Annotated in this window: 20 protein-coding genes; 10 read left to right on the top strand and 10 right to left on the bottom strand. The window is 64.6% G+C overall.

Annotated elements, in window-relative coordinates:
• Positions 1 to 58: 58 nt before the first annotated feature.
• The gene (locus tag ACVIYL_RS27600) at positions 59 to 763 is read right to left on the bottom strand and encodes a glutathione binding-like protein (RefSeq protein WP_076830192.1); all 705 of its coding nucleotides are present in this window, start codon (positions 761 to 763) and stop codon (positions 59 to 61) included.
• A gap of 98 nt (positions 764 to 861) precedes the next feature.
• Here ACVIYL_RS27600 and ACVIYL_RS27595 point away from each other — a divergent pair, with 98 nt between their 5' ends.
• A complete protein-coding gene (locus tag ACVIYL_RS27595; protein ID WP_253639494.1) occupies positions 862 to 1,884 on the top strand; it encodes a methionine synthase in 1,023 nt (340 codons plus the stop codon).
• A 16-nt stretch (positions 1,885 to 1,900) separates the two neighbouring features.
• Here the strand turns inward: ACVIYL_RS27595 and ACVIYL_RS27590 are convergent, their stop codons facing one another.
• From ACVIYL_RS27590 to ACVIYL_RS27580, 3 genes are all read right to left on the bottom strand, one after another.
• Complete coding sequence (locus ACVIYL_RS27590) at positions 1,901 to 2,524, bottom strand: hypothetical protein (RefSeq protein WP_456780299.1); 624 nt, start codon at positions 2,522 to 2,524, stop codon at positions 1,901 to 1,903.
• Positions 2,525 to 2,677: 153 nt separating this feature from the next.
• Positions 2,678 to 3,205, bottom strand: coding sequence for a xanthine phosphoribosyltransferase (gene gpt, locus ACVIYL_RS27585; protein WP_057019092.1), 528 nt, complete (start codon positions 3,203 to 3,205; stop codon positions 2,678 to 2,680).
• Between the two features lie 6 nt (positions 3,206 to 3,211).
• On the bottom strand, positions 3,212 to 3,964 hold the full coding sequence (locus ACVIYL_RS27580) for a competence/damage-inducible protein A (protein WP_028342907.1): 753 nt from the start codon (positions 3,962 to 3,964) through the stop codon (positions 3,212 to 3,214).
• 225 nt (positions 3,965 to 4,189) lie between these two features.
• On the opposite strand from ACVIYL_RS27580, the gene ACVIYL_RS27575 reads away from it, so the two are divergent.
• The 4 genes from ACVIYL_RS27575 (at position 4,190) to ACVIYL_RS27560 (ending at position 8,366) form a co-directional block, all read left to right on the top strand.
• A complete protein-coding gene (locus ACVIYL_RS27575) occupies positions 4,190 to 5,608 on the top strand; it encodes a circularly permuted type 2 ATP-grasp protein (protein WP_168856780.1) in 1,419 nt (472 codons plus the stop codon).
• Positions 5,609 to 5,778: 170 nt separating this feature from the next.
• On the top strand, positions 5,779 to 6,723 hold the full coding sequence (locus tag ACVIYL_RS27570; protein ID WP_016846373.1) for an alpha-E domain-containing protein: 945 nt from the start codon (positions 5,779 to 5,781) through the stop codon (positions 6,721 to 6,723).
• Positions 6,724 to 6,910: 187 nt separating this feature from the next.
• On the top strand, positions 6,911 to 7,753 hold the full coding sequence (locus ACVIYL_RS27565; RefSeq protein WP_253607999.1) for a transglutaminase family protein: 843 nt from the start codon (positions 6,911 to 6,913) through the stop codon (positions 7,751 to 7,753).
• A gap of 187 nt (positions 7,754 to 7,940) precedes the next feature.
• Positions 7,941 to 8,366, top strand: a complete 426-nt coding sequence (locus tag ACVIYL_RS27560; protein ID WP_456780298.1) for a carboxymuconolactone decarboxylase family protein — start codon at positions 7,941 to 7,943, stop codon at positions 8,364 to 8,366.
• 29 nt (positions 8,367 to 8,395) lie between these two features.
• On the opposite strand, the gene ACVIYL_RS27555 is transcribed toward ACVIYL_RS27560, so the two are convergent.
• From ACVIYL_RS27555 to pdhA, 3 genes are read right to left on the bottom strand one after another with little or no spacing between them, the layout of a single operon-like run.
• The gene (locus tag ACVIYL_RS27555; protein WP_456780297.1) at positions 8,396 to 9,493 is read right to left on the bottom strand and encodes a dihydrolipoamide acetyltransferase family protein; all 1,098 of its coding nucleotides are present in this window, start codon (positions 9,491 to 9,493) and stop codon (positions 8,396 to 8,398) included.
• A 20-nt stretch (positions 9,494 to 9,513) separates the two neighbouring features.
• Entirely contained in the window at positions 9,514 to 10,494 is a 981-nt protein-coding gene (locus ACVIYL_RS27550) for an alpha-ketoacid dehydrogenase subunit beta (protein ID WP_456780296.1), read from the bottom strand.
• Positions 10,487 to 11,584: a pyruvate dehydrogenase (acetyl-transferring) E1 component subunit alpha gene (gene pdhA / locus ACVIYL_RS27545; RefSeq protein ID WP_176937213.1), complete on the bottom strand. Its 1,098-nt coding sequence runs from the start codon at positions 11,582 to 11,584 to the stop codon at positions 10,487 to 10,489. Before pdhA ends, ACVIYL_RS27550 begins: the two co-directional genes overlap by 8 nt.
• Before the next feature lie 170 nt (positions 11,585 to 11,754).
• Between pdhA and ACVIYL_RS27540 the strand changes: the two genes are divergently transcribed.
• Entirely contained in the window at positions 11,755 to 11,973 is a 219-nt protein-coding gene (locus ACVIYL_RS27540; protein ID WP_253607995.1) for a hypothetical protein, read from the top strand.
• Positions 11,974 to 12,314: 341 nt separating this feature from the next.
• Positions 12,315 to 12,608 (top strand): GYD domain-containing protein, encoded by a 294-nt coding sequence (locus ACVIYL_RS27535; RefSeq protein ID WP_026192964.1) that lies wholly within the window; start codon positions 12,315 to 12,317, stop codon positions 12,606 to 12,608.
• A gap of 188 nt (positions 12,609 to 12,796) precedes the next feature.
• On the opposite strand, the gene ACVIYL_RS27530 is transcribed toward ACVIYL_RS27535, so the two are convergent.
• Positions 12,797 to 14,407: an ABC transporter substrate-binding protein gene (locus ACVIYL_RS27530; protein ID WP_456780295.1), complete on the bottom strand. Its 1,611-nt coding sequence runs from the start codon at positions 14,405 to 14,407 to the stop codon at positions 12,797 to 12,799.
• Between the two features lie 298 nt (positions 14,408 to 14,705).
• Here ACVIYL_RS27530 and ACVIYL_RS27525 point away from each other — a divergent pair, with 298 nt between their 5' ends.
• A complete protein-coding gene (locus tag ACVIYL_RS27525; RefSeq protein WP_456780294.1) occupies positions 14,706 to 15,467 on the top strand; it encodes a peptidase in 762 nt (253 codons plus the stop codon).
• A gap of 12 nt (positions 15,468 to 15,479) precedes the next feature.
• Positions 15,480 to 16,241, top strand: coding sequence for an SDR family oxidoreductase (locus ACVIYL_RS27520; protein ID WP_016846385.1), 762 nt, complete (start codon positions 15,480 to 15,482; stop codon positions 16,239 to 16,241).
• A 349-nt stretch (positions 16,242 to 16,590) separates the two neighbouring features.
• On the opposite strand, the gene ACVIYL_RS27515 is transcribed toward ACVIYL_RS27520, so the two are convergent.
• Positions 16,591 to 17,814: an MFS transporter gene (locus ACVIYL_RS27515; RefSeq protein ID WP_456780293.1), complete on the bottom strand. Its 1,224-nt coding sequence runs from the start codon at positions 17,812 to 17,814 to the stop codon at positions 16,591 to 16,593.
• Positions 17,815 to 17,930: 116 nt separating this feature from the next.
• Between ACVIYL_RS27515 and ACVIYL_RS27510 the strand changes: the two genes are divergently transcribed.
• Positions 17,931 to 19,187 (top strand): NupC/NupG family nucleoside CNT transporter, encoded by a 1,257-nt coding sequence (locus tag ACVIYL_RS27510; protein ID WP_456781898.1) that lies wholly within the window; start codon positions 17,931 to 17,933, stop codon positions 19,185 to 19,187.
• A 101-nt stretch (positions 19,188 to 19,288) separates the two neighbouring features.
• On the opposite strand, the gene ACVIYL_RS27505 is transcribed toward ACVIYL_RS27510, so the two are convergent.
• Entirely contained in the window at positions 19,289 to 19,519 is a 231-nt protein-coding gene (locus ACVIYL_RS27505; RefSeq protein WP_092089686.1) for an MGMT family protein, read from the bottom strand.
• Positions 19,520 to 19,741: the final 222 nt, after the last annotated feature.

Genomic DNA, 19,741 nt, shown 5'->3' with positions numbered 1-19,741 from the left:
CGGGATGCACCGCAAGGCGCAGGGCTCGCGACTGTGTCGCGCCGCGGAATAACGGGCATCATTTCTTCTCGACCAATTCCTTCGCACGCTGGCCGAACATGTTCTTGCGTGATTCCTCGTCAAACGGCTCCTTGACGAATTTTCCGATCGCAAGCCCCGCCTGCACCTGCGGGCGGGCGCGCACGGTGGCGTACCAGCGCTTGATGTTCGGGAAATCGTCGAGGGTAAAACCCTGCGCCTTGTGGGTCATGGTCCAGGGGAAGCAGGCGATGTCGGCGATCGAATAGTCGTCGCCGGCGATATAGGCGCCGGTCCTGCCGAGCTGGCGGTCGAGCACACCATAGAGCCGCGCGGTCTCGTCGCGGTAGCGCTCGATCGCGTAGGGAATCTTCTCGGCCGCATAGAGCGCGAAATGGCCGTGCTGGCCGAGCATCGGCCCGAGGCCGCCCATCTGCCACATCACCCATTGGATGACGTTCGACCGCGCACGCAACTCCCGCGACAGGAAACGGCCGGTCTTGTCGGCGAGATAGATCAGGATCGCGCCGGTCTCGAACACCGAGAACGGCCCGCCGCCGTCGGCCGGTTGATGGTCGACGATGGCGGGGATCCGGTTGTTCGGGCTGATCGCCAGGAATTCGGGCCGAAACTGCTCGCCGGCGCGGATGTTCACCGGGATCACCTTGTAGGGCAGCCCCAGTTCCTCCAGCATGATCGAGATCTTCCAGCCGTTCGGCGTCGGCGCGTAGTGCAGATCGATCATCGGCGTTCTATTCCCATCACAAAGACTTTTGTTGTTCTGTACCTCCACCTTAGGACATGGCACACAGGCCCTCAATCAGAACCCAACGGGAGGCACCCATGCTGTTTCCAACGACGATCGCAGGCTCGCTGCCGAAGCCGGAATGGCTGGCGGAGCCGAACATGCTGTGGGCACCCTGGAAGTCGGAGGGCGCCGAGCTCGCCCGCGCCAAGCGCGATGCCACGGTGCTGGCGGTCAAGCTGCAGGAAGATGCCGGCGTCGACATCGTCACCGAGGGCGAGCAGGCGCGCCAGCATTTCGTGCACGGCTTCCTGGAGCGGATCGAGGGCATCGATTTCGCCCACAAGGTCGAGATGGGCATCCGCAAGGACCGCTATAAGGCGATGGTGCCGCAGGTGGTCGCACCGCTGCAGCTCAAGGGACGCGTCCACGAGAGCGAGGCCCGTGCGGCGCGCGCGCACACCAGGAACCGGCTGAAATTCACCATGCCCGGCCCGATGACGATCATCGATACCATCGCCGACAAGTATTACGGCGACCGTGTGAAGATGGCCTTCGCTTTCGCCGAGCTTTTGAATCAGGAGGCGAAGGCGTTGCAGGCCGACGGCGTCGACATGATCCAGTTCGACGAGCCCGCCTTCAACGTCTACATGGACCAAGTGCGCGACTGGGGCATCAAGGCGCTGGAGCGCGCCGCCGAAGGCCTGACCTGCGCCACCGCCGTGCACATCTGTTACGGCTACGGCATCAAGGCCAACACCGACTGGAAGCAGACGCTTGGCGGCGAGTGGCGGCAATACGAGGAGACCTTCCCCGTCATCGACAAGAGCACGATCCAGCAGGTCGCGATCGAATGCCGCAACTCGAAGGTGCCGATCGAACTGCTCGCGGCGCTTCCCGGCAAGATCGTGCAGGCCGGCGTGATCGACGTCGCCAGCGACGAGATCGAGACCGCTGAGGACGTCGTCAAGGTGATCGAGGCGGTCGCGAGGCACGTGCCGAAGGGCAACATCATCGCGACCACCAATTGCGGCATGGCGCCGATGCGGCGGGACATCGCGGAAGCCAAGCTGATCGCGCTGGGCGCCGGTGCCAAGCTGGCTCGGCAGCGGCTGGCGTAAGGATGACGCCGGCCGATCAACCCAGAACGGCCATCGCGCTCGGATGCAACACCGGCCGGTAGCCGGCCTGGAAGGCGCGCAACGTCGATGGCGGCGTCAGCAGCATTGCCGGCTCCGGTACGTCGGCCCGGCCGTAACCGGCAAACGACCAGCGCAACATGGCGCCGTCGGCGACGAGGTAGCTGTCCCCGCTCGCCTGCACCATCGTCCCGTCGGGCAAGTCGCGCAATCGCGTCGGCAGCGGATGCAGCCGCTTCTTGCCGCGGTCGAGCCGCTCGGCATGCAGCACCGCATCCATCGCCTTGGCGCTGAGATCGCTCACGCCGTTGCCCTGCTCCCAGCAGCTGCGAAACCGCTTGGCATCGTCACGGCGGCAGTAGAAGCAGGGCCGGTGTCCGGCCGCAAACGCGGTGGCCTCATCGAGGAAGAACAGCTCGGTCCAGCTCTGACGGCTCATCACCTTGCGCCGCCGTCCCCTGAACTCGCAGACGCAGGTGAGCCAGGCCGGGCTCGACCAGCGCTTGTTCAGAAGCGTGCGCGTCGCCGGATCGTGGATGATGCCGCGATTGCCGGTGAAGGTGCCGCGATGGTCTGAGGCGACGATGTCGCCGGTGGGCGTGACGCGGTTTTGCAGGGGCATGTTTCTTACTTCCCCCTCGCCCCGCTCTTGCGGGGAGAGGGTTGGGGTGAGGGGCTTGTCCGCAAAGATAGTGAGAGATGAACTCGCGGTGACTCCCCCTCACCCGATCGCTCCGCGATCGACCTCTCCCCGCAAGCGGGGCGAGGTGACTCCTCACGCCGCCCCGTCGCGGATCGGCGGCTGGAACGACAGCGCGGTATCCCAGGGAAAGTAGATCCAGGTGTCCTGCGACACCTCGGTGATGTAGGTGTCGACCAGCGGCCGGCCCTTCGGCTTGGCGTACACGGTCGCGAAATGCGCATCGGGCAGCAATTGGCGCACCAGCCTGCCGGTCTTGCCGGTATCGACGAGGTCGTCGACGATCAAGAGCCCCTTGCCGGTGCCGCCGCCGAGCTTGGCAGTCTGCTCCGAAATGCCCTTGAGCACTTTCAGGTCGCCCTGCTTGTCGTGGTCGTAGCTGGCGACGCAGACGGTATCGATCACCCGCAAGCCGAGCTCGCGCGCCACGATCGCTGCGGGCACCAGCCCGCCGCGGGTGATCGCGATCACCGCTTGGAACGGGCCGACCTCATTGAGCCGCCAGGTCAGCGCCCGGCAGTCCCGATGGAATTGATCCCACGAGACCGGAAACGGCCTGCCGGCTCGCTCCTGTGCACTCGGTTCGGAATTTCGTTCAGCCATATCGTCTCAACCCGCCGGCTTCTTCTGCGCGGCCTGCACTTGCTTCAGCATCTCCTTCACCGCGATCATCGCCGCGGCGAGCTTTTCCGGATCGCGCGAGCGGACCACGAGATTGGTGTTCGGCTTCTGGTTCTCGTCCTGGAACGGATAGCTGCCGATGATGGTGTCCGGATTGGCTTCCGCGATCGCCCGCAGCGGGCCGCCGATGTCGCCTTCCCGCGCGTCGGCCCTGACCGAGTCCGACAGCATCCGCACGCCGGATTTCAGCGTCGGCGCCACGATGTCCATCATCGCCTGCATGATGGTGGGGATGCCGGCCATCACGATGACATTGCCGAGCTTGAAGCCCGGCGCCAGGATCGTCGCGCTCTGAATCAGCTCGGCGCCGTCAGGCACCCGGGCCATCCGCAGTCGCGCCTCGTTGAGGTCCTGCTCGCTCCAGCGCTCCCTGAACCGCGCCACCACCTCGGGGTGATGATGGATATCGACCCCGAACGCCTTCGCCACGCTGTCGGCGGTGATGTCGTCATGGGTCGGCCCGATGCCGCCGGTGGTGAACACGTAGGTGTACCTATGCCGCAGCGCATCAAGGGCGGAGACGATGTCGGCCTCGTCATCGGCGACGACGCGGACCTCCTTCAGGTCGATGCCGATGTTGGTCAGGTATTCGGCGATGAAGCCGATGTTCTTGTCCTTGGTCCGGCCGGACAGGATCTCGTCGCCGATCACCAATATCCCCGCCGTGACGATCTCGCTCATGGTCTCATTCCCTAACTTGATCCCCTGACATTGCCGATCCAATGCCTTGATGTCACGGGGTTTTGCCGCCGAATTAAGCAGACCTCAGCCGGTTTTTCGGGCAGGCCTTCCACTTCACCCATAGCAAATGCCGCAAGCCAATGCATATCGCGCTGGCCCGCCCCTTGCTACCATCCCATCAAGTCATGCACTGTGTCACATGGCTTGGGAGGGCAGTCGGGCTATATGGCAGTCGCGTTCGATGAGATGAATGGCCTCGGCGAGGATCTCCGCCCGGCCTACCAGGAGCTCTCCCGCTGGCTCAAAGAGACGCCGCCGGATGCGCTCGAATATCGACGCCAGGAAGCGGAGCTCTTGTTCCGCCGGATCGGCATCACCTTCGCGGTCTATGGCGACGCCGAGGCCCAGGAGCGGCTGATCCCCTTCGACGTCATCCCCCGCATCATGTCGGCGACCGAGTGGACGCTGCTGGAGAAGGGCCTCAAGCAGCGCGTGCTCGCGCTCAACATGTTCTTGAAGGACATCTATCACGGCCGCGACATCCTGCGCGCCAACGTCATCCCCGAGGACCTGATCTTCCAGAACCCGGTGTTCCGGCCGGAGATGAACGGCCAGGACGTGCCGCACGACATCTACGTCCACATCGCCGGCATCGACATCATCCGCACCGATCCCGACAATTTCATTGTGCTGGAGGACAATGCGCGCACGCCATCCGGCGTGTCCTACATGCTGGAAAACCGCGAGATCATGATGCGGCTGTTTCCGGACCTGTTCGCGCGGCACCGCGTCGCGCCGGTGGACCGTTATCCGGACGAGCTGCTGTCGGCGCTGCGGTCGGTCGCGCCGCACAGCGCCTCCGCCGAGCCGACAGTCGCGCTGATGACGCCGGGCGTCTACAACTCGGCCTATTACGAGCACTCCTTTCTCGCCGACAAGCTCGGCATCGAGCTGGTCGAGGGGCGCGACCTCATCGTCAAGAACGACGAGGTGTTCATGCGCACCACCGAGGGGCTGAAGCGGGTCGACGTGATCTACCGCCGCGTCGACGACGATTTCCTCGATCCCCTCACCTTCCGGCCGGACTCCGCGCTCGGCGTCCCCGGACTGATGTCGGCCTACGCCGCCGGCAACATCACGCTCGCCAATGCAGTCGGCACCGGCATCGCCGACGACAAGGCGATCTATTCCTACATGCCGGACATCGTAAAATTCTATCTCAGCGAGGAGCCGATCCTGAAGAACGTGCAGACCTGGCGCTGCCGCGAACCGCAGGATCTGTCCTATGTGCTCGACAACCTCGCCGACCTCGTCGTCAAGGAGGTGCACGGCTCGGGCGGCTACGGCATGCTGATCGGCCCCGCCGCCACCAAGGCGACGATCGAGGCGTTCCGCGACAAGCTCAAGCGCGAGCCGGAAGGCTTCATCGCCCAGCCGACGCTGGCGCTGTCGACCTGCCCGACCTGCACCGACAAGGGGCTGGCGCCGCGTCATGTCGACCTCCGCCCGTTCGTGCTGACCGGCTCCAGCCACACCACCATCGTGCCCGGCGGGCTGACCCGCGTCGCGCTGAAGGAAGGCTCGCTCGTCGTCAATTCGAGCCAGGGCGGCGGCACCAAAGACACCTGGATACTGAGTGAGTGATTTGAAGCCAAACGCGCTGCGCGAGCCCTCCCTCCCCCTGCAAGGGGGAGGGTCGGGGTGGGGGTCGGCCGCATACGCCGAATGGAGAGAAAACCCCCACCCGCCGCTGCGCGTCGACTTCCCCCTTTCAGGGGGAGGTGAAACACGTTTCGCCTTGTAGGGACTATCGCATGCTGTCGCGCACCGCCGAAAACCTGTTCTGGCTGGCCCGTTATGTCGAACGCGCCGAATATCTGGCGCGCACCATCGATGCGACGTTGCGCGTCACCGCGCTGCCCGCGGCCTATGTCGGCAAGACCAATGAGTGGGATTCCGCACTGCTCACCGCCGGCGTCGGCGCAAGCTTCTACGATCACTATGAGGAAGCCGACGAGCGGAACGTCATCGAGTATCTCTCCTTCTCGTCGGAAAATCCGTCCTCGATCAAGAACTGCATCGAGGCGGCGCGGCTCAATTCACGCTCGGTACGGACAGCGCTGACGTCGGAGATGTGGGACACCATCAATTCGGCGTGGATCGAGCTGCAGGCGGTCTGGAACAAGGGTCCCGCCAACCGCGAGGAGCTCGCCAAATTCCTGCGCTTCGTGCAGGAGACCTCGCTGCGCTTCGACGGCTCGGCCTACCGAACCATGCTGCGCAACGACGCCTACTGGTTCTCGCGGCTCGGCGTCCATCTCGAGCGCGCCGACAACACGGCGCGGATTCTCGACGTGAAGTATCACATGCTGTTACCCGAGGAGGAGCATGTCGGCGGCCCGCTGGATTACTACCAGTGGACCTCCATTCTGCGCTCGGTGTCGGCAACGACCGCCTATCACTGGGTCTACCGGGAAACCCTGAAGCCCTGGCTGATCGCCGACCTGTTGATCCTCAACGATACGCTGCCGCGCTCGCTTGCCAGCTGCTACAGCAACCTAGTGCGCAACCTCGACCAGATCGGCGTCGCCTATGGCCGCCAGGGCGCCTCGCAACGCCATGCCCGCGGCATCAGGAACCGGCTCGAGCACAGCAACATGGACGATATCTTCCAGCACGGCGTGCACGAATTCATCCAGGAGTTCATCGCGGACAACTCACGGCTGGGTGAGATCATCACCAAGCAATATCTGATCTGACCGGTTTTGAGGCAAAATCTCGTCATGGCCGGGCAAAAGCGCGAAGCGCGTCTTTCGTGACATAGGTGACCCCCGGCCATCGACATCTTGATTTCGCGGCCGATTAGGAAGAAAGACGTGGGTGCCCGGGAAGGGTCCGGGCATGACACTCCTGCCCTGAAAAGACCGATTGAACACCGGTTGAGCCATGCGCCTGCGGATAGCCCACACCACCACCTATCGCTACGAGCCGGCGGCCTCGGGCGTGATCCAGATTCTGCGGATGACGCCCGGCAGCCATGACGGCCAGTATGTCGCGGATTGGCAGATCGACGTCTCGACCGATTCCCGGCTCGACACCCATGAGGACGCCTTCGGCAACGTCACCCATGTGCTGACGCATGGTTCGATCAGTGACCTCACGATCCATTGCGAGGGCCTGATCGAGACCCAGGATACCGGCGGCGTGCTGCGCGGCAGCGACGAGCGGTTTCCGCCGAGCCTGTTCCTGCGTCCCACACCGCTGACCGACCTCAACCCGGCAATGACGGCCGTCGTGCGCGAGCTGCGCGCGGAAGCCGGCGCCGACGTGCTCGGTTTCCTGCACGCGCTGATGGTGCAGATCTACGAGCACATGACCTTCGACGAGGACCCGACCAACAGCGCCACCTCGGCCGCCGAGGCGTTCGCGCTGAAGCGCGGGGTCTGCCAGGACTACGCGCACATCCTGATCGCCTGCGCGCGCGCCGGCGGCGTTCCGGCGCGGTTCGTCTCCGGCCACTTCCTGCGCTCCGATGGCATGGTCAACCAGCAGGCCGGCCATGCCTGGGCCGAGGCCTTCGTGCCCGATCTTGGCTGGATCGGCTTCGACGCCGCCAACGGCATCTGCACCACCGACGCCCATGCCCGCGTCGCGATCGGCCTCGACTATCTCGGCGCCGCCCCGGTCCGCGGCACCCGCTATGGCGGCGGCAACGAGACGCTGACGGTCGCGGTCAAGGTCGACCAGGCCGGCCGTCCAGGACAGTGGCAGAGCCAGACGCAGTCGTAGGGCTGATCCCTCTCCGCGTCCGTCATTGCGAGCCAACGGGTCGCGCGAACGCGCGCCCGATGACAGGCTCCGGGAAGCAATCCATCTGATCGCTTGCGGAGGCATGGATTGCTTCGCCGCTTCGCTCCTCGCAATGTCCGCAGGGGTGCTATGATCGCTGCTTCAAACCACACCAGCGGGACAAGCCATGGCCACCGTAAAACTGCTTTCCGACGACGAGCTCTCGGCGGAAGCACGCGCCGTCTTCGACGACATCCGCAAGGCGCGGAACTCGGACTTCGTCAACAATTTCTGGCGCGCGCTGGCGCATGATCCGAAGACCCTGCGGCGGACCTGGGAGAGCATCAAGGAGGTGATGGCACCCGGCGCGCTCGACCCGAAGGTCAAGGAGATGCTCTACGTCGCCGTCTCGGTGGCCCACGGCTGCAGCTATTGCATTCACTCGCACACCGCGAGCGCCCGCGCCAAGGGCATGACTGACGCCGAATATCAGGAAATGCTGGCAATCGTCGGCATGGCCGCCGAGACCAACCGGCTGGTCACGGCGCTCGGCGTACCGGTCGACGAGGCCTTCCTGGTCGATGCACCTGCGGAACGAAGCCGGGAGCCGTGACGGCCCTGCCTGTCTCGCAATGAGTGATGTCACGAAATGCGCTCAACGTCGGATTTGAGGACAACCAGGAAACGGGCAGCTTCGCCGCCCGTCACCACCCGATGATCGAAGGTCAGCGATAGCGGCAGCGTGCGTCGGACCGCAACCTGCCCCCGAAGCGCGACCACGCGCTCCGAAATCCGCCCGGCGCCGACGATCGCCGTCTGCGGCGGCACGATGATGAGATTAGCAAACCGGCCTCCGATCATTCCGAAGTTCGACAACGTGATCGTCGCACCGCGCAGTTCCTCCGGGGGTATCGCGCGCGCGATTGCGTCGGCTCGCAGACGGTCGAGTCCGGCCCGCAGGTCCGATACACTCCGCTCCGCGACATTGCGCAGCACGGGAACGATCAGGCCGCCGCCGGTGTCGACGGCGATGCCGAGATCGATGCGCTCGATCAGGCGCCGTTCTCCTGTACCGGAATGATACCAGGCATTGAGCGCGGGCTCTGCCTTGCAGGCAGCGGCGATCGCCCGCGCCAGGCGGATTGTCACGTCCTCGCCCTGCCGCCAATCGTCGATGTCGGCCTCATCGGTGACCGTCGCGGGGACGATTTCCGCATGCGCTGCCGTCATGCGTTGGGCCATCGCGCGGCGCAAGCCGCGCAGCGGCTCGGCGGGTCCGCTGTGAGACATCCGCTTCGCCGCCCTCTCAACGTCGGCCCGCGTGATGGTGCCGCCGGGCCCGGTCGCCTCGACGAGATCGAGCGCGACGTCAAGCTTGCGCGCAAGGGCGCGCACTGCCGGAAACACTTGGGCTCCCTGCCCGCTGGGCGGCGAAGCAGTTACTGGCGCCGGCCGCTGCTCGCCGGTGTCGAGTTCGCCCACAATCGTGCCGGTGTCCTGCCCTGCGTCCTCGGCAAACTCGACGAGCGGCGCGCCGACCTTCACGATATCGCCCTTGGCACCGAACAGGCGCGCGATGCGTCCGCTCGACGGCGCCGGTATCTCGACCACCGCCTTGTCGGTCTCGACCGAAACGAGCGGCTGATCGGTTACGACGTGATCGCCCTCGTTGACGTACCAGGTGACGATCTCGGCTTCTTCAAGACCTTCACCAAGGTCTGGCAACGTGAACTGGCGCATGGCACAAGGTCCGTTGGTGTTCAGTTGTACTGATGCGCCTTTCGGGCTGCGGTCACGATGCGTCCGACCGACGGCATGTAGCGTTGCTCGAGGCGGGCCATCGGGACGATCGTGTCGTAGCCGGTGACGCGGGTCACGGGTGCGAGCAGCGAGGATAGTCCGCGCTCGGCGATCATGGCTGCGATCTCCGCGCCAAATCCGCCGGTGTGCGCGGCCTCGTGCACGATGACGCAGCGCCCGGTCTTTGCGACCGACCTGAGCACGGTGTTTTCATCGTAGGGCTTGAGCGTGGCGAGGTCGATAACCTCGGCAGCGATGCTCTCGTCGGCGAGCGCGTCCGCTGCGGCCATCGTTTCCTTCAGCATCGCACCCCAGCTGATCAGCGTGACGTCGCGACCTTCCCTCTCGACAAAGGCGCGATCCATCGGCAAGGCTTCGCCGTTGTCCTCGACCTCGCCTTTCACGGCGCGGTACAACCGCGTCGGCTCCAGGAACACCACCGGATCGGGATCGCGGATCGCGGCGAGGAGAAGTCCATAGGCGCGCTCCGGCGACGAAGGCATCACGACACGCAAGCCCGGAATGTGGGCCAGCATCGCCTCAGTGCTCTCGGAATGATGCTCGGGTGCGCGAATGCCGGCACCATGCGGCGTGCGCAGAACCATCGGACAAGTGAGCCGTCCCTGGGTACGGTTGCGCATCCGTGATGCGTGGTTCACCAGCTGATCGAGACAGGGATAGATAAATCCCATGAACTGGATTTCGCCGACCGGCTTCAGTCCCTGCGCGGCCATGCCGACGCAAAGCCCGCTGATCAGGAGTTCGGCAAGCGGCGTATCGAGGACGCGCTCCGGACCGAAGCGCTCCTGCAAGCCGACGGTCGCGCGGAAGACGCCGCCGTTGACGCCGACATCCTCGCCGAGCACGACCACATCGGGATCATCCGCCATCGCGCGGCCGAGCGCCTGATTGATGGCTTCGACCAACGTGAGTTCAGGCATCGTCCTCTCCCGCGAGTTCGCGACGCTGCGCGGCATACGCCTCGGGCAGATCGGCATAGAGGTTGTCGAACATGGTTTCTGCTCGGCGTGGCGGCGTCTTCAGATAGCGCTCCACCGCCGCCTCGATGCGCTCATGGCACTCGGCGGCAAGCCGCTCCTCATCCGCCTTGGTCCACATCTTCTGACCCACAAGATAGGACCGGAGGCGCGCGATCGGCTCTTCCTTCCAATGCGCCTGGACTTCTTCGGCCGAACGATAGCGCAATGCATCATCTGACGTCGTGTGATCGCCGAGCCGATAGGTGACCGCTTCGATGAAGTGAGGGCCCTTGCCGTCGCGGGCAGCGGCAATGGCCTCCTCGGCCGCTGCACGCATCGCCACCACGTCACTCCCGTCCACCTGCTCGCCGCTGAACCCGGCGCCGATAGCCTTCTGCGCCAGCGTCTCGGAACCCGTCTGCAGACGCAACGGCACCGATATGGCCCATTGATTGTTGGTGGCGACGAACACGAGCGGCAATTTGTGAACGCCGGCGAAATTCATGGCCTCGTAGACATCGCCTTTCGAGGTGGCGCCGTCGCCGAACATGCAGACGGCCACGCGCGGCTCCTTGCGCAACTTCAGGGCGTAGGCAACGCCGGCGGCATGCGGCGCCTGTGATCCGACGGGAACGCAGAACGGGAAATCGTGCACCGGACCGGAGAATTGATTGCCGCGTTCATCGCCGCCCCAGAACAGCAGGATCTCCTCCAGCGCGACGCCACGCCAGAGCAACGCGCCGTTGTCGCGATAGGAGGGCAACAGAACGTCATCCTCCCGCATCGCACTCGCGATGCCGACCGACACCGCCTCCTGGCCGAGCGAAATGGCATAGGTTCCCAGCCGACCGGTGCGCTGCAATGCAACAGCCTTTCGGTCGAACAGACGCAAGAGCACCATCGACCGGTAAAGTTCGACCAGCAGCTTGGCATCGGTGGCGAAGGCAGGAAGCGGCCGCTCTATCGAGCCGTCGGGCGCGAGGTAATTGCGGCGGCGCACCTCAAAGCGCGCAATGACGGGGAGCTCTTCGTTTGCTCTTTTGCTGGCCACGCGCTCATTCCTGGAGCGGTTCTGCCTCCCACATTCAGTTATTTGGTGTTAGGGCCGCGACGATGCAATACCGTGGCAGCATCGCTCTTGGCGCACGCGTCAGCGGCCGGGTCGTGAGGATCGATCGACAGGATCCGTGGAACAGCGCCGCGACTGCGGTATAAGAGAGCATGGCAAATGGTCAGGTTGTCCTCGTAACAACTGCACCGTTGGACGGCGGCCCGCCGGTCCGCTCGGTCTTCTTCGTAGCCGAAGGAGACGCGGCAAAGGCTACGGCGATCATTGCGGACGTGATGGCCCCCAATGAAACGGTCGAAGCGTTGGGGCCGCTTCCCGAAGCGGCTGTGAAGGCGCTCGGGTTGAAACCCGGTGACTACACCCACACCTGACTTGCATCGGATAGCTGTCCGGCGCGCGATGGTCTGCGGCCGCATCCTTGCGCAGAGGGTGTGATCTTGACGCGGCACCCTCGCTTACGCGGTCCCGATCACAACGCGGGGAGCCCTCTTTCTCGAGCAAGGGACATGGCGTAATCTGCAGCGAGCTGCCCTTGGACGGGACGGGCCGACGTCGCCGTTTGAAGTAACGGGCAGCGGTCAGGCCGTCGGCAGGCATCGCAGTCTGAAAGCAGCGCCTGCCTTATGTGGCGCTCCCTCAACTTCAACATGAAGCAGGTTGGCCTGCCGCGCGCGCGGCAGACAAGGGCAGTGCTTAACCCTTGGAGGACGACATGGCGACATTCATATTGAGGATCGACTGGACCGACCAGGGAATTCGTAATGTCAAGGAAGCTCCCAAGCGCAGCCGAGCGGCGAAAGAACTCGCCAAGACTCTCGGTGTCGAAATCAAGGAGGTCTATCTCACCTCCGGCGAGCATGACATCCTTCTCCTCGCCGAAGCACCGCTCGGCGACAACATCACAAAGCTCGCGCTTGCCCTCAGCTCTCTGGGAAACATACGCACTTGCACCTCACGGGCCTGGCCGGAGGCGGAGTGGACCAAGCTGATATCCGAGCTCCCGTAGCTACGTCGGATATCCCGATGGATCTCTGCGCGGCCTGACTGACGGGCGCCGTCGCAGACTTGCCCCGGCGATCGGCGCGGGAGTGCGCGCATGCGCAGGACCAGCCGCGGCTTTGGTCGTGTGAATAAATAAGGATACGAAGCGCACGAGGGCAACGGCACACGTCGTCGCCGGCGGGCCACCACGCGCTACTTATCCAGCCAGACATCCTCGAAGCGCAGATTGTTGTACTGGCTGTTGTCGTGCGGATGGAAATTCTTCACGTAGGGCTGCCAGCAATTGCCGGCCGATGAGTGCAGGATGACCGGCCGCGCGGCGTCGTCGACCAAGAGGTGCTCGATGTCGAATACGATCTTGCGGCGCTTGTCCTTGTCGACCTCGCGCGACTGCGCCGCCAGCAGCTTGTCGACTTCGGCGTTGCAATACTGGGTGTAGTTGCGCTCGGAGTTGCAGGAATAGTTCTCGACCAGATTGCCGTCGGGATCGTCGACGCTGACGCCGGTGACGTTGAGGCCGATGGTGTAGTCCTTGCGCTGCAGCCGCGAGTACCAGCGCGGCGTGTCCAGAATGTCGAGCTCGGCTGTGATGTAGATCTTCTTGAGCTGGTCGCCGAGGATCACCGCCGGGTCGCGATAGGTCGGCAGATTGCGGGTCTGGATCTTGATCGACAGCGGCTTGGCGTCGCTGTAGCCGAGCTTCTGCATGATCGCCTGTGCCTCGGCGAGGTTCTTTCCGGTATCGGGGCCGTATCCCATCAGCGTCGACAGGATCTCCGGCGGCATGCCCCACTCGCCTTCGGGCTTGGCCTGCATCGCGCCGCCAAGCCGCCCGCTGCCCTCGAACAGGATACCGTTGAAGGCCTTGCGATCCAGCGCCAGCGACATCGCCTTACGGATCTCCGGATTGTCGAACGGCGGATTGACGCGGTTGACCAGAAGATTGATCTGCAAATTGGTCGAGGTCATCTCGCAGATCGCGTTCGGCGCCCGCGCCTTGACGTCCTTCATCAGGGGAATGCTGACGTCGGACGGAAAGGTGATGTCGTAGTCGCCGGTCGCGAATGCCAGCATCCGCGTGGCACGGCTGTCGATCGAGCGCACCGTGATCTCGTCGAGATACGGCCGGTCCTTCTTGAAGTAATCGGGGTTACGGACCAGACGGATCGAATCACCGCGCCGGAACTCGACGAACTTGAACGGCCCGGTGCCGACCGGTTTGGTGCGCATCACCTGCTGCGGCACGTGGCAGGGATAGACCACCGAGAAGGCGCTGGCGAGCAGCGCCAAGAGACCGGGCTGCGGCTCGGTCAGCTCGAAAGTGGCCTCATCGTCGCCATTGATGCTGACATCCTTGAGCTTCGAGTACCAGACCTTGCGCGGGTTGCGCTTGAAGTCCTGTGTTTTGACGTCTTGGGTCTCGCTCTTGCCGATCAGCATCCGCCAGGTGCACTGCACGTCCTTGGCCGTGAACGGCTGACCGTCATGCCACTTCACGCCGTGCCGCAGCTTGAAGGTAAGCTTTGTGTTGGTCTGATCCCACGACCAGCTCTCGGCGAGATCGGGGATCACGGTGTCGATGCTTTCGTGCACCTTGGCCGGATCGAACACCACGAGGTTGTTGAAGACGGCCGCGAACGGCATCACCGAGGCGATGGTGGATTCCTCGAGCAGCGAGGTCGAGGGCGGATTGTCGTTGTGATAGAGCCGCAGCGTGCCGCCCTGCTTCTGCGCCGATGCAGGGCTCGCGGCCATCGCCGCGATACCCAATGCCACAATGCACGCGGCCAGTTTGAACGACATTCCCGCCTCCCGAAATTTCTTGTTGTCGTCGGTTGCAGGCAGTCGAGCACAACACCCCGCCCCTCGCAACGACGCGAGGCCAAGATCATTGCCGGCTGCGCGCCACGCAGAGCGAGACCGGAATGCTCGCGACCTCGATGGCCGGAACAGGGCACCCGGACGGACCATCGCCAGGACCGGCGCCCGGCCCACGTGACCGGCCATCGCACGTCCCGTCACGGGGAATTGGGGTTGGATGCATCCTCGAAATTGGCTACTAGTTTCCCGCCGAGAAACTCGGACCGTCTGAGGGCTTTAAATGACCTATTGCTGCGGAATTCTGGTGCGCGACGGGCTCGTCATGATCGCCGATACCCGCACCAATGCCGGCCTCGACAATGTCTCGACCTTCCGCAAGCTGCACATCTTCGAAAAGCCCGGCGAGCGCATCATGGCGATCGCCAGCGCCGGCAATCTGGCGATCAGCCAGTCGGTGCTGTCGACCCTGACCGAGGGTATGGAAAATCCGGACACCGGCGAGCTCGAGACGCTGATGAACGCCCCGACCATGTTCCAGGCGGCGCAGCGGATCGGCCGCGCCATCCGCTCCGTGCACGCCACCGAGGGCGACGCGCTGCGTGCCGAGGATGTCTCCTTCGACGTCTCGTTCCTGTTCGGCGGCCAGATCAAGGGCTCGCGGATGCGCCTGTTCATGGTCTACACCGCCGGCAACTTCATCGAATGCACCACCGACACGCCGTACCTGCAGATCGGCGAGCACAAATACGGCAAGCCGGTGCTCGACCGCGCCATGCATTACGACGTCGAGCTCTACGAGGCGCTGAAGACCGGGCTGATCTCGATGGATTCGACGATGCGCTCCAACCTCGGCGTCGGCCTGCCGATCGACGTGCTGGTGGTGCGCACGGACGCCTGCGAGGCCGATCTCAATCACCGCATCGAGGCCGGCGAGCCCTATTTCCACGACCTGCGCTCGCGCTGGTCGGCGGCGCTCCGTGCGGCGCACCAGAACATTCCACGCCCACCCTACAAGAACGAAACCGAAGCAAAAACCAAGTAAGAGGAAACTCGGATGACTGAGGCAACCAGCAAGATCGCACTCGTGACCGGCGCCGGCACCGGCGTTGGACGCGCCGCGTCGCTCGCTTTGATGGACAAGGGCTACACCGTAGTGCTCGCCGGACGCCGCATGGAGATGCTGGAAGAGACCGCCAAGCTCGGTCCCGCCGGCAAGAGCCTGTGCGTGTCGGCCGACATGGCCAACCCGGCCGCGATCGCGGCGCTGTTCGACAAGGTGAAGGCGACCTATGGCCGGCTCGATGTGCTGTTCAACAATGCCGGCATGGGCGCGCCGCCGGTGAACTTCGAGGATCTGCCGCTCGAGCAATGGCAGGCGGTGGTCAACACCAACCTCACCGCGCCGTTCCTGTGCACCCAGCACGCCTTCCGCATCATGAAGGACCAGAAGCCGCGCGGCGGCCGCATCATCAACAACGGCTCGATCTCGGCGCATGCGCCGCGGCCGTTCTCGGCCGCCTACACCTCGACCAAGCACGCCATCACCGGCCTCACCAAGTCGTCCAACCTCGACGGCCGGATGTATGACATCGCGGTCGGTCAGGTCGATATCGGCAATGCCGCGACCCCGATGACCGACCGCATGGTCAACGGCCCCGGCGTGCTGCAGCCGGACGGCACCACCAAGCACGAGCCGCGCATGGACGCCAAGGCGGTCGGCGATGCCGTTGCCTACATGGCCGGCCTGCCGCTCGACGCCAACGTGCTGTTCATGACTGTGATGGCGACCAAGATGCCGTTCGTCGGCCGGGGCTGATCTGCTCCTTCTCCCTGCTTGCGGCAGGACTATCGCGACGGCCGGCCGGGCTTGTCCCGGCCATGCCGTCGCAGGGGCGCGCCGCCAAAATATCGAAAACAACCCCATGCAAAGGAACCGGCAGCTGCCGGCTTTCGACACGGCAACTTGACACGTCGGGCAAATCAGCGATACTTTTCCATTATTCCGAAATCCCGCAAGTGCCCTCGCTCCGGGGGATATCACATCTGTTGCAGCCGGAGCCGATTCCGTCATTGCGAGGAGCGTCAGCGACGAAGCAATCCATATCTCCGCATGCGGTGAGATGGATTGCTTCGCTTCGCTCGCAATGACGGGTGGAGAGAACTCCCTACTCCAGCTTCTCGACGTCCCGCAGCGTCGGGAACAGCTTCATCCAGAGCAGCGCGACCGCAACCGTGGCGACGCCGCCGAGGACGGCCGACGGCACGGTGCCGAGCAGCGCCGCGGTGACGCCGCTCTCGAACTGGCCGAGCTGGTTCGACGCGTTGATGAACAGGAAGTTCACCGCGCCGACACGGCCGCGCATCTCGTCGGGGGTGGCGAGCTGCACCAGCGAGAAGCGGATCACGACGCTGATCGTGTCCGCAGCGCCGAGCACCGCGAGCGCCAGCGCCGACAGCCACAGCCAGTGCGACAGCGCGAACACCACCGTCGCGACGCCGAACACGATCACCGCCTGGAACATGCGCATGCCGACGCGGCGGTTGATGGTGTGCCGCGCCAGCACCATCGTCATCAAGAGCGCACCGACCGCGGGCGCGGCGCGCAGGATGCCGAGGCCGAGCGGGCCAGCTTGCAGGATATCGCGCGCATAGATCGGCAGCAGCGCGGTGACGCCGCCGAACAGCACCGCGAAAAGGTCGAGCGAGATGGTGCCGAGGATCGCCGGATTGCTGCGAACGAAGGTGACGCCGGCAAACAGGTCGTCCGACGACCCGCCGTTCTTCACCGGCGCCTGCTGCAACCGGCCGATGCCGCCGGTGAGCAGCGCGCCGAACAGCCAGAACACCATCATGATGCCGTAGGGCGCGCTCGGCATCAGGGCATAGGCAAAGCCGCCGAGCGCGGGTCCGGTGATGGTCGCGACCTGCGCCGCGCCGCTCGATATCGCGGTCGCCCGCTGCAGCGAGCCTTGCGGCGCGATCAGCGGCAATAGCGCGGCGGTCGCCGGACTCTCGAACGCGCCGGCGATCCCGAGCACGAAGGTCGCGACGAAGATCTGTATCTCGGAGATGGTGCCGGCAAAAGTGCTTCCGGCAAGAAACAATGCGGTCAGCGCCTCCGCGATCTGGCAGGCCTGCACGACGCGCTTGCGCTCGAAGCGGTCGGCGGCGTGGCCGGCGACGAACACCAACAGCGCCGTCGGCAGAAACTGCACCAGTCCGACCATGCCGAGGTCGAACGCGCTGCCGGTCAGATCATAGATCTGCCAGCCGATCGCCACCGCGCCGATCTGGCTGGAGAAGCGCGACAGGCTGCGCGACGACAAGAAGAACAGGAACGGTCTGTGGCCGAGCAGATCGCGGGCGCCGGCCGGCGTGGCGGAGGACATGGATGATTGCGTGGCCGAGCGCCTGCAACTTGTCAATGGCAGGAGAGAGAACGCGCAACAGCATTGCGCTGCGCGAGGCCCCTGCCCATAATCCCGCGAGAGTTCTTGGGGGCGTGATGCTGCAGTTGCAATCGGCGTTCGGCGTGGTGGCGTTGCTCTTGATTGCCTGGGCGCTGAGCGAGAATCGCCTGAAGGTGTCGCTGCGCCAGGCGTCGATCGGGCTTGTCGTCACGATCGTCACGGCTCTGGTGCTGATCAAGGTGCCGCTGGTGACGCAGGCCTTCGGCGCGATCAATGACGCGGTCGGCACGATCGCGGCCGCGACGCGCGCCGGCACCGCCTTCGTGTTCGGCTATGTCGGCGGCGGCCCCGCGCCGTTCGATCCCAAGGCGCCCGGCTCGGATTTCATCCTCGCCTTCCAGGCGCTGCCGATCGTGCTGGTCATGAGCGTGCTGACGACGCTGTTGTTCTATTGGCGCGTGCTGCCGCCTGTTGTGCACGGCATGGCCTGGCTGCTCGAGCGCACGCTCGGCGTCGGCGGCGCGGTCGGGCTCTCGACCGCGGCCAATATCTTCCTCGGCATGGTCGAAGCGCCGCTCTTCATCCGCCCCTATCTGGCGCAGCTCACCCGCAGCGAGTTGTTTCTGGTGATGACCGGCGGCATGGCCGGGATCGCCGGCACGGTGCTGGTGCTGTACGCGACGCTGCTGGCGCCGCTGATCCCGGATGCGGCCGCGCATTTCGTCATCGCCTCGGTGCTCGGCGCGCCGGCCGCAATTTTGGTGAGCCTGATCATGGTGCCGGAAACGTCGGACAAGCGCACCGGCGGATCGCTCGACAATCCCGATATCCAGGTGTCGTCGACGATGGACGCGATCGTGAAGGGCACGGCAGCCGGGCTCGAGCTCTTGATGAACATCATCGCGATGCTGCTGGTGCTGGTTGCGCTGGTGTATCTGGCGAACGCGATCATCGGCCTGCTGCCGGAGATCGGCGGCGCGAAGATTTCGCTGCAGCGCCTGCTTGGTTACGTCATGGCGCCGGTGTGCTGGCTGATGGGCCTGCCCTGGCCGCAGGCGATCACGGCCGGAAGCCTGATGGGCACCAAGACCGTGCTGAACGAGCTGATCGCCTATGTCGACCTGTCGAAGCTCGGCCCCGACGCGCTCGATCCGCGCTCGCGGCTGATCGTGCTCTACGCGATGTGCGGCTTTGCGAACTTCGCGAGCCTCGGCATCATGATCGGCGGCCTCGGCATCATGGCGCCCGAGCGGCGCGACGAGATCAACGCGCTCGGGCTGAAGTCGATCGTCTCAGGCACGCTGACGACCTGCCTGATGGGCGCGATCGTGGGGATGTTGACGCAGGCGTAGTGGCCCGGATGGAGCCAACGGGTCGCGCGAACGCGCGCCCGATGACAGGCTCAGCGCAATCCGGGGCGGTGCTGACGCGATGAAGCTCCCCGTCAAGCGGATCATTGTTGGGCCGGCCGACGGCGCGGACGCACGTAGCCGCGCATTGAGCCGTCGCTTGCAATAACGCGATGACAGGGGATCGATGGGTCGTAATTCGTGCGCATTATGGCACCAACCGCGCGTGCAGCCTTCGGATTGCCGGCTTTAGCAGCGACAGCTTTGTACGTCATAGCCTTCCCCTTTGGGATCTTGCGCACGATGTCGCGGACCTTATCTGAAAAGGTTTTCATCGGCCGAGTGTAGCAGATTTCTCAGAGGGTTTTCGCCTTTTTACTTGCGGTTGGAACGAGCGCGTCGCGTTGGCACGGAAGATTCGACCGGACGTGCCGGTGTTAGTTTCGAAGTGCGCGCCGCCGTCTCAACATTGTGGGCAGCTATTGGCCCCTAGCGTCGTTTGCCGCGCAGTGCCGGCGTGGACGCAAACGGAGCATTGCGGACATCGACCGGCGGCT

Source organism: Bradyrhizobium sp. USDA 3315 (assembly GCF_054056795.1).
This window is presented reverse-complemented; position numbering and strand designations above follow the sequence as displayed.

What these genes read in the sequence shown, in the direction of transcription:
- ACVIYL_RS27600 (WP_076830192.1), bottom strand. Translation starts at nt 763, where the DNA reads ATGATCGATCTGCACTACGCGCCGACGCCGAACGGCTGGAAGATCTCG.
- ACVIYL_RS27595 (WP_253639494.1), top strand. Translation starts at nt 862, where the DNA reads ATGCTGTTTCCAACGACGATCGCAGGCTCGCTGCCGAAGCCGGAATGG.
- ACVIYL_RS27590 (WP_456780299.1), bottom strand. Translation starts at nt 2,524, where the DNA reads ATGCCCCTGCAAAACCGCGTCACGCCCACCGGCGACATCGTCGCCTCA.
- gpt (WP_057019092.1), bottom strand. Translation starts at nt 3,205, where the DNA reads ATGGCTGAACGAAATTCCGAACCGAGTGCACAGGAGCGAGCCGGCAGG.
- ACVIYL_RS27580 (WP_028342907.1), bottom strand. Translation starts at nt 3,964, where the DNA reads ATGAGCGAGATCGTCACGGCGGGGATATTGGTGATCGGCGACGAGATC.
- ACVIYL_RS27575 (WP_168856780.1), top strand. Translation starts at nt 4,190, where the DNA reads ATGGCAGTCGCGTTCGATGAGATGAATGGCCTCGGCGAGGATCTCCGC.
- ACVIYL_RS27570 (WP_016846373.1), top strand. Translation starts at nt 5,779, where the DNA reads ATGCTGTCGCGCACCGCCGAAAACCTGTTCTGGCTGGCCCGTTATGTC.
- ACVIYL_RS27565 (WP_253607999.1), top strand. Translation starts at nt 6,911, where the DNA reads ATGCGCCTGCGGATAGCCCACACCACCACCTATCGCTACGAGCCGGCG.
- ACVIYL_RS27560 (WP_456780298.1), top strand. Translation starts at nt 7,941, where the DNA reads ATGGCCACCGTAAAACTGCTTTCCGACGACGAGCTCTCGGCGGAAGCA.
- ACVIYL_RS27555 (WP_456780297.1), bottom strand. Translation starts at nt 9,493, where the DNA reads ATGCGCCAGTTCACGTTGCCAGACCTTGGTGAAGGTCTTGAAGAAGCC.
- ACVIYL_RS27550 (WP_456780296.1), bottom strand. Translation starts at nt 10,494, where the DNA reads ATGCCTGAACTCACGTTGGTCGAAGCCATCAATCAGGCGCTCGGCCGC.
- ACVIYL_RS27540 (WP_253607995.1), top strand. Translation starts at nt 11,755, where the DNA reads ATGGCAAATGGTCAGGTTGTCCTCGTAACAACTGCACCGTTGGACGGC.
- ACVIYL_RS27535 (WP_026192964.1), top strand. Translation starts at nt 12,315, where the DNA reads ATGGCGACATTCATATTGAGGATCGACTGGACCGACCAGGGAATTCGT.
- ACVIYL_RS27530 (WP_456780295.1), bottom strand. Translation starts at nt 14,407, where the DNA reads ATGTCGTTCAAACTGGCCGCGTGCATTGTGGCATTGGGTATCGCGGCG.
- ACVIYL_RS27525 (WP_456780294.1), top strand. Translation starts at nt 14,706, where the DNA reads ATGACCTATTGCTGCGGAATTCTGGTGCGCGACGGGCTCGTCATGATC.
- ACVIYL_RS27520 (WP_016846385.1), top strand. Translation starts at nt 15,480, where the DNA reads ATGACTGAGGCAACCAGCAAGATCGCACTCGTGACCGGCGCCGGCACC.
- ACVIYL_RS27515 (WP_456780293.1), bottom strand. Translation starts at nt 17,814, where the DNA reads ATGTCCTCCGCCACGCCGGCCGGCGCCCGCGATCTGCTCGGCCACAGA.
- ACVIYL_RS27510 (WP_456781898.1), top strand. Translation starts at nt 17,931, where the DNA reads ATGCTGCAGTTGCAATCGGCGTTCGGCGTGGTGGCGTTGCTCTTGATT.
- ACVIYL_RS27505 (WP_092089686.1), bottom strand. Translation starts at nt 19,519, where the DNA reads ATGAAAACCTTTTCAGATAAGGTCCGCGACATCGTGCGCAAGATCCCA.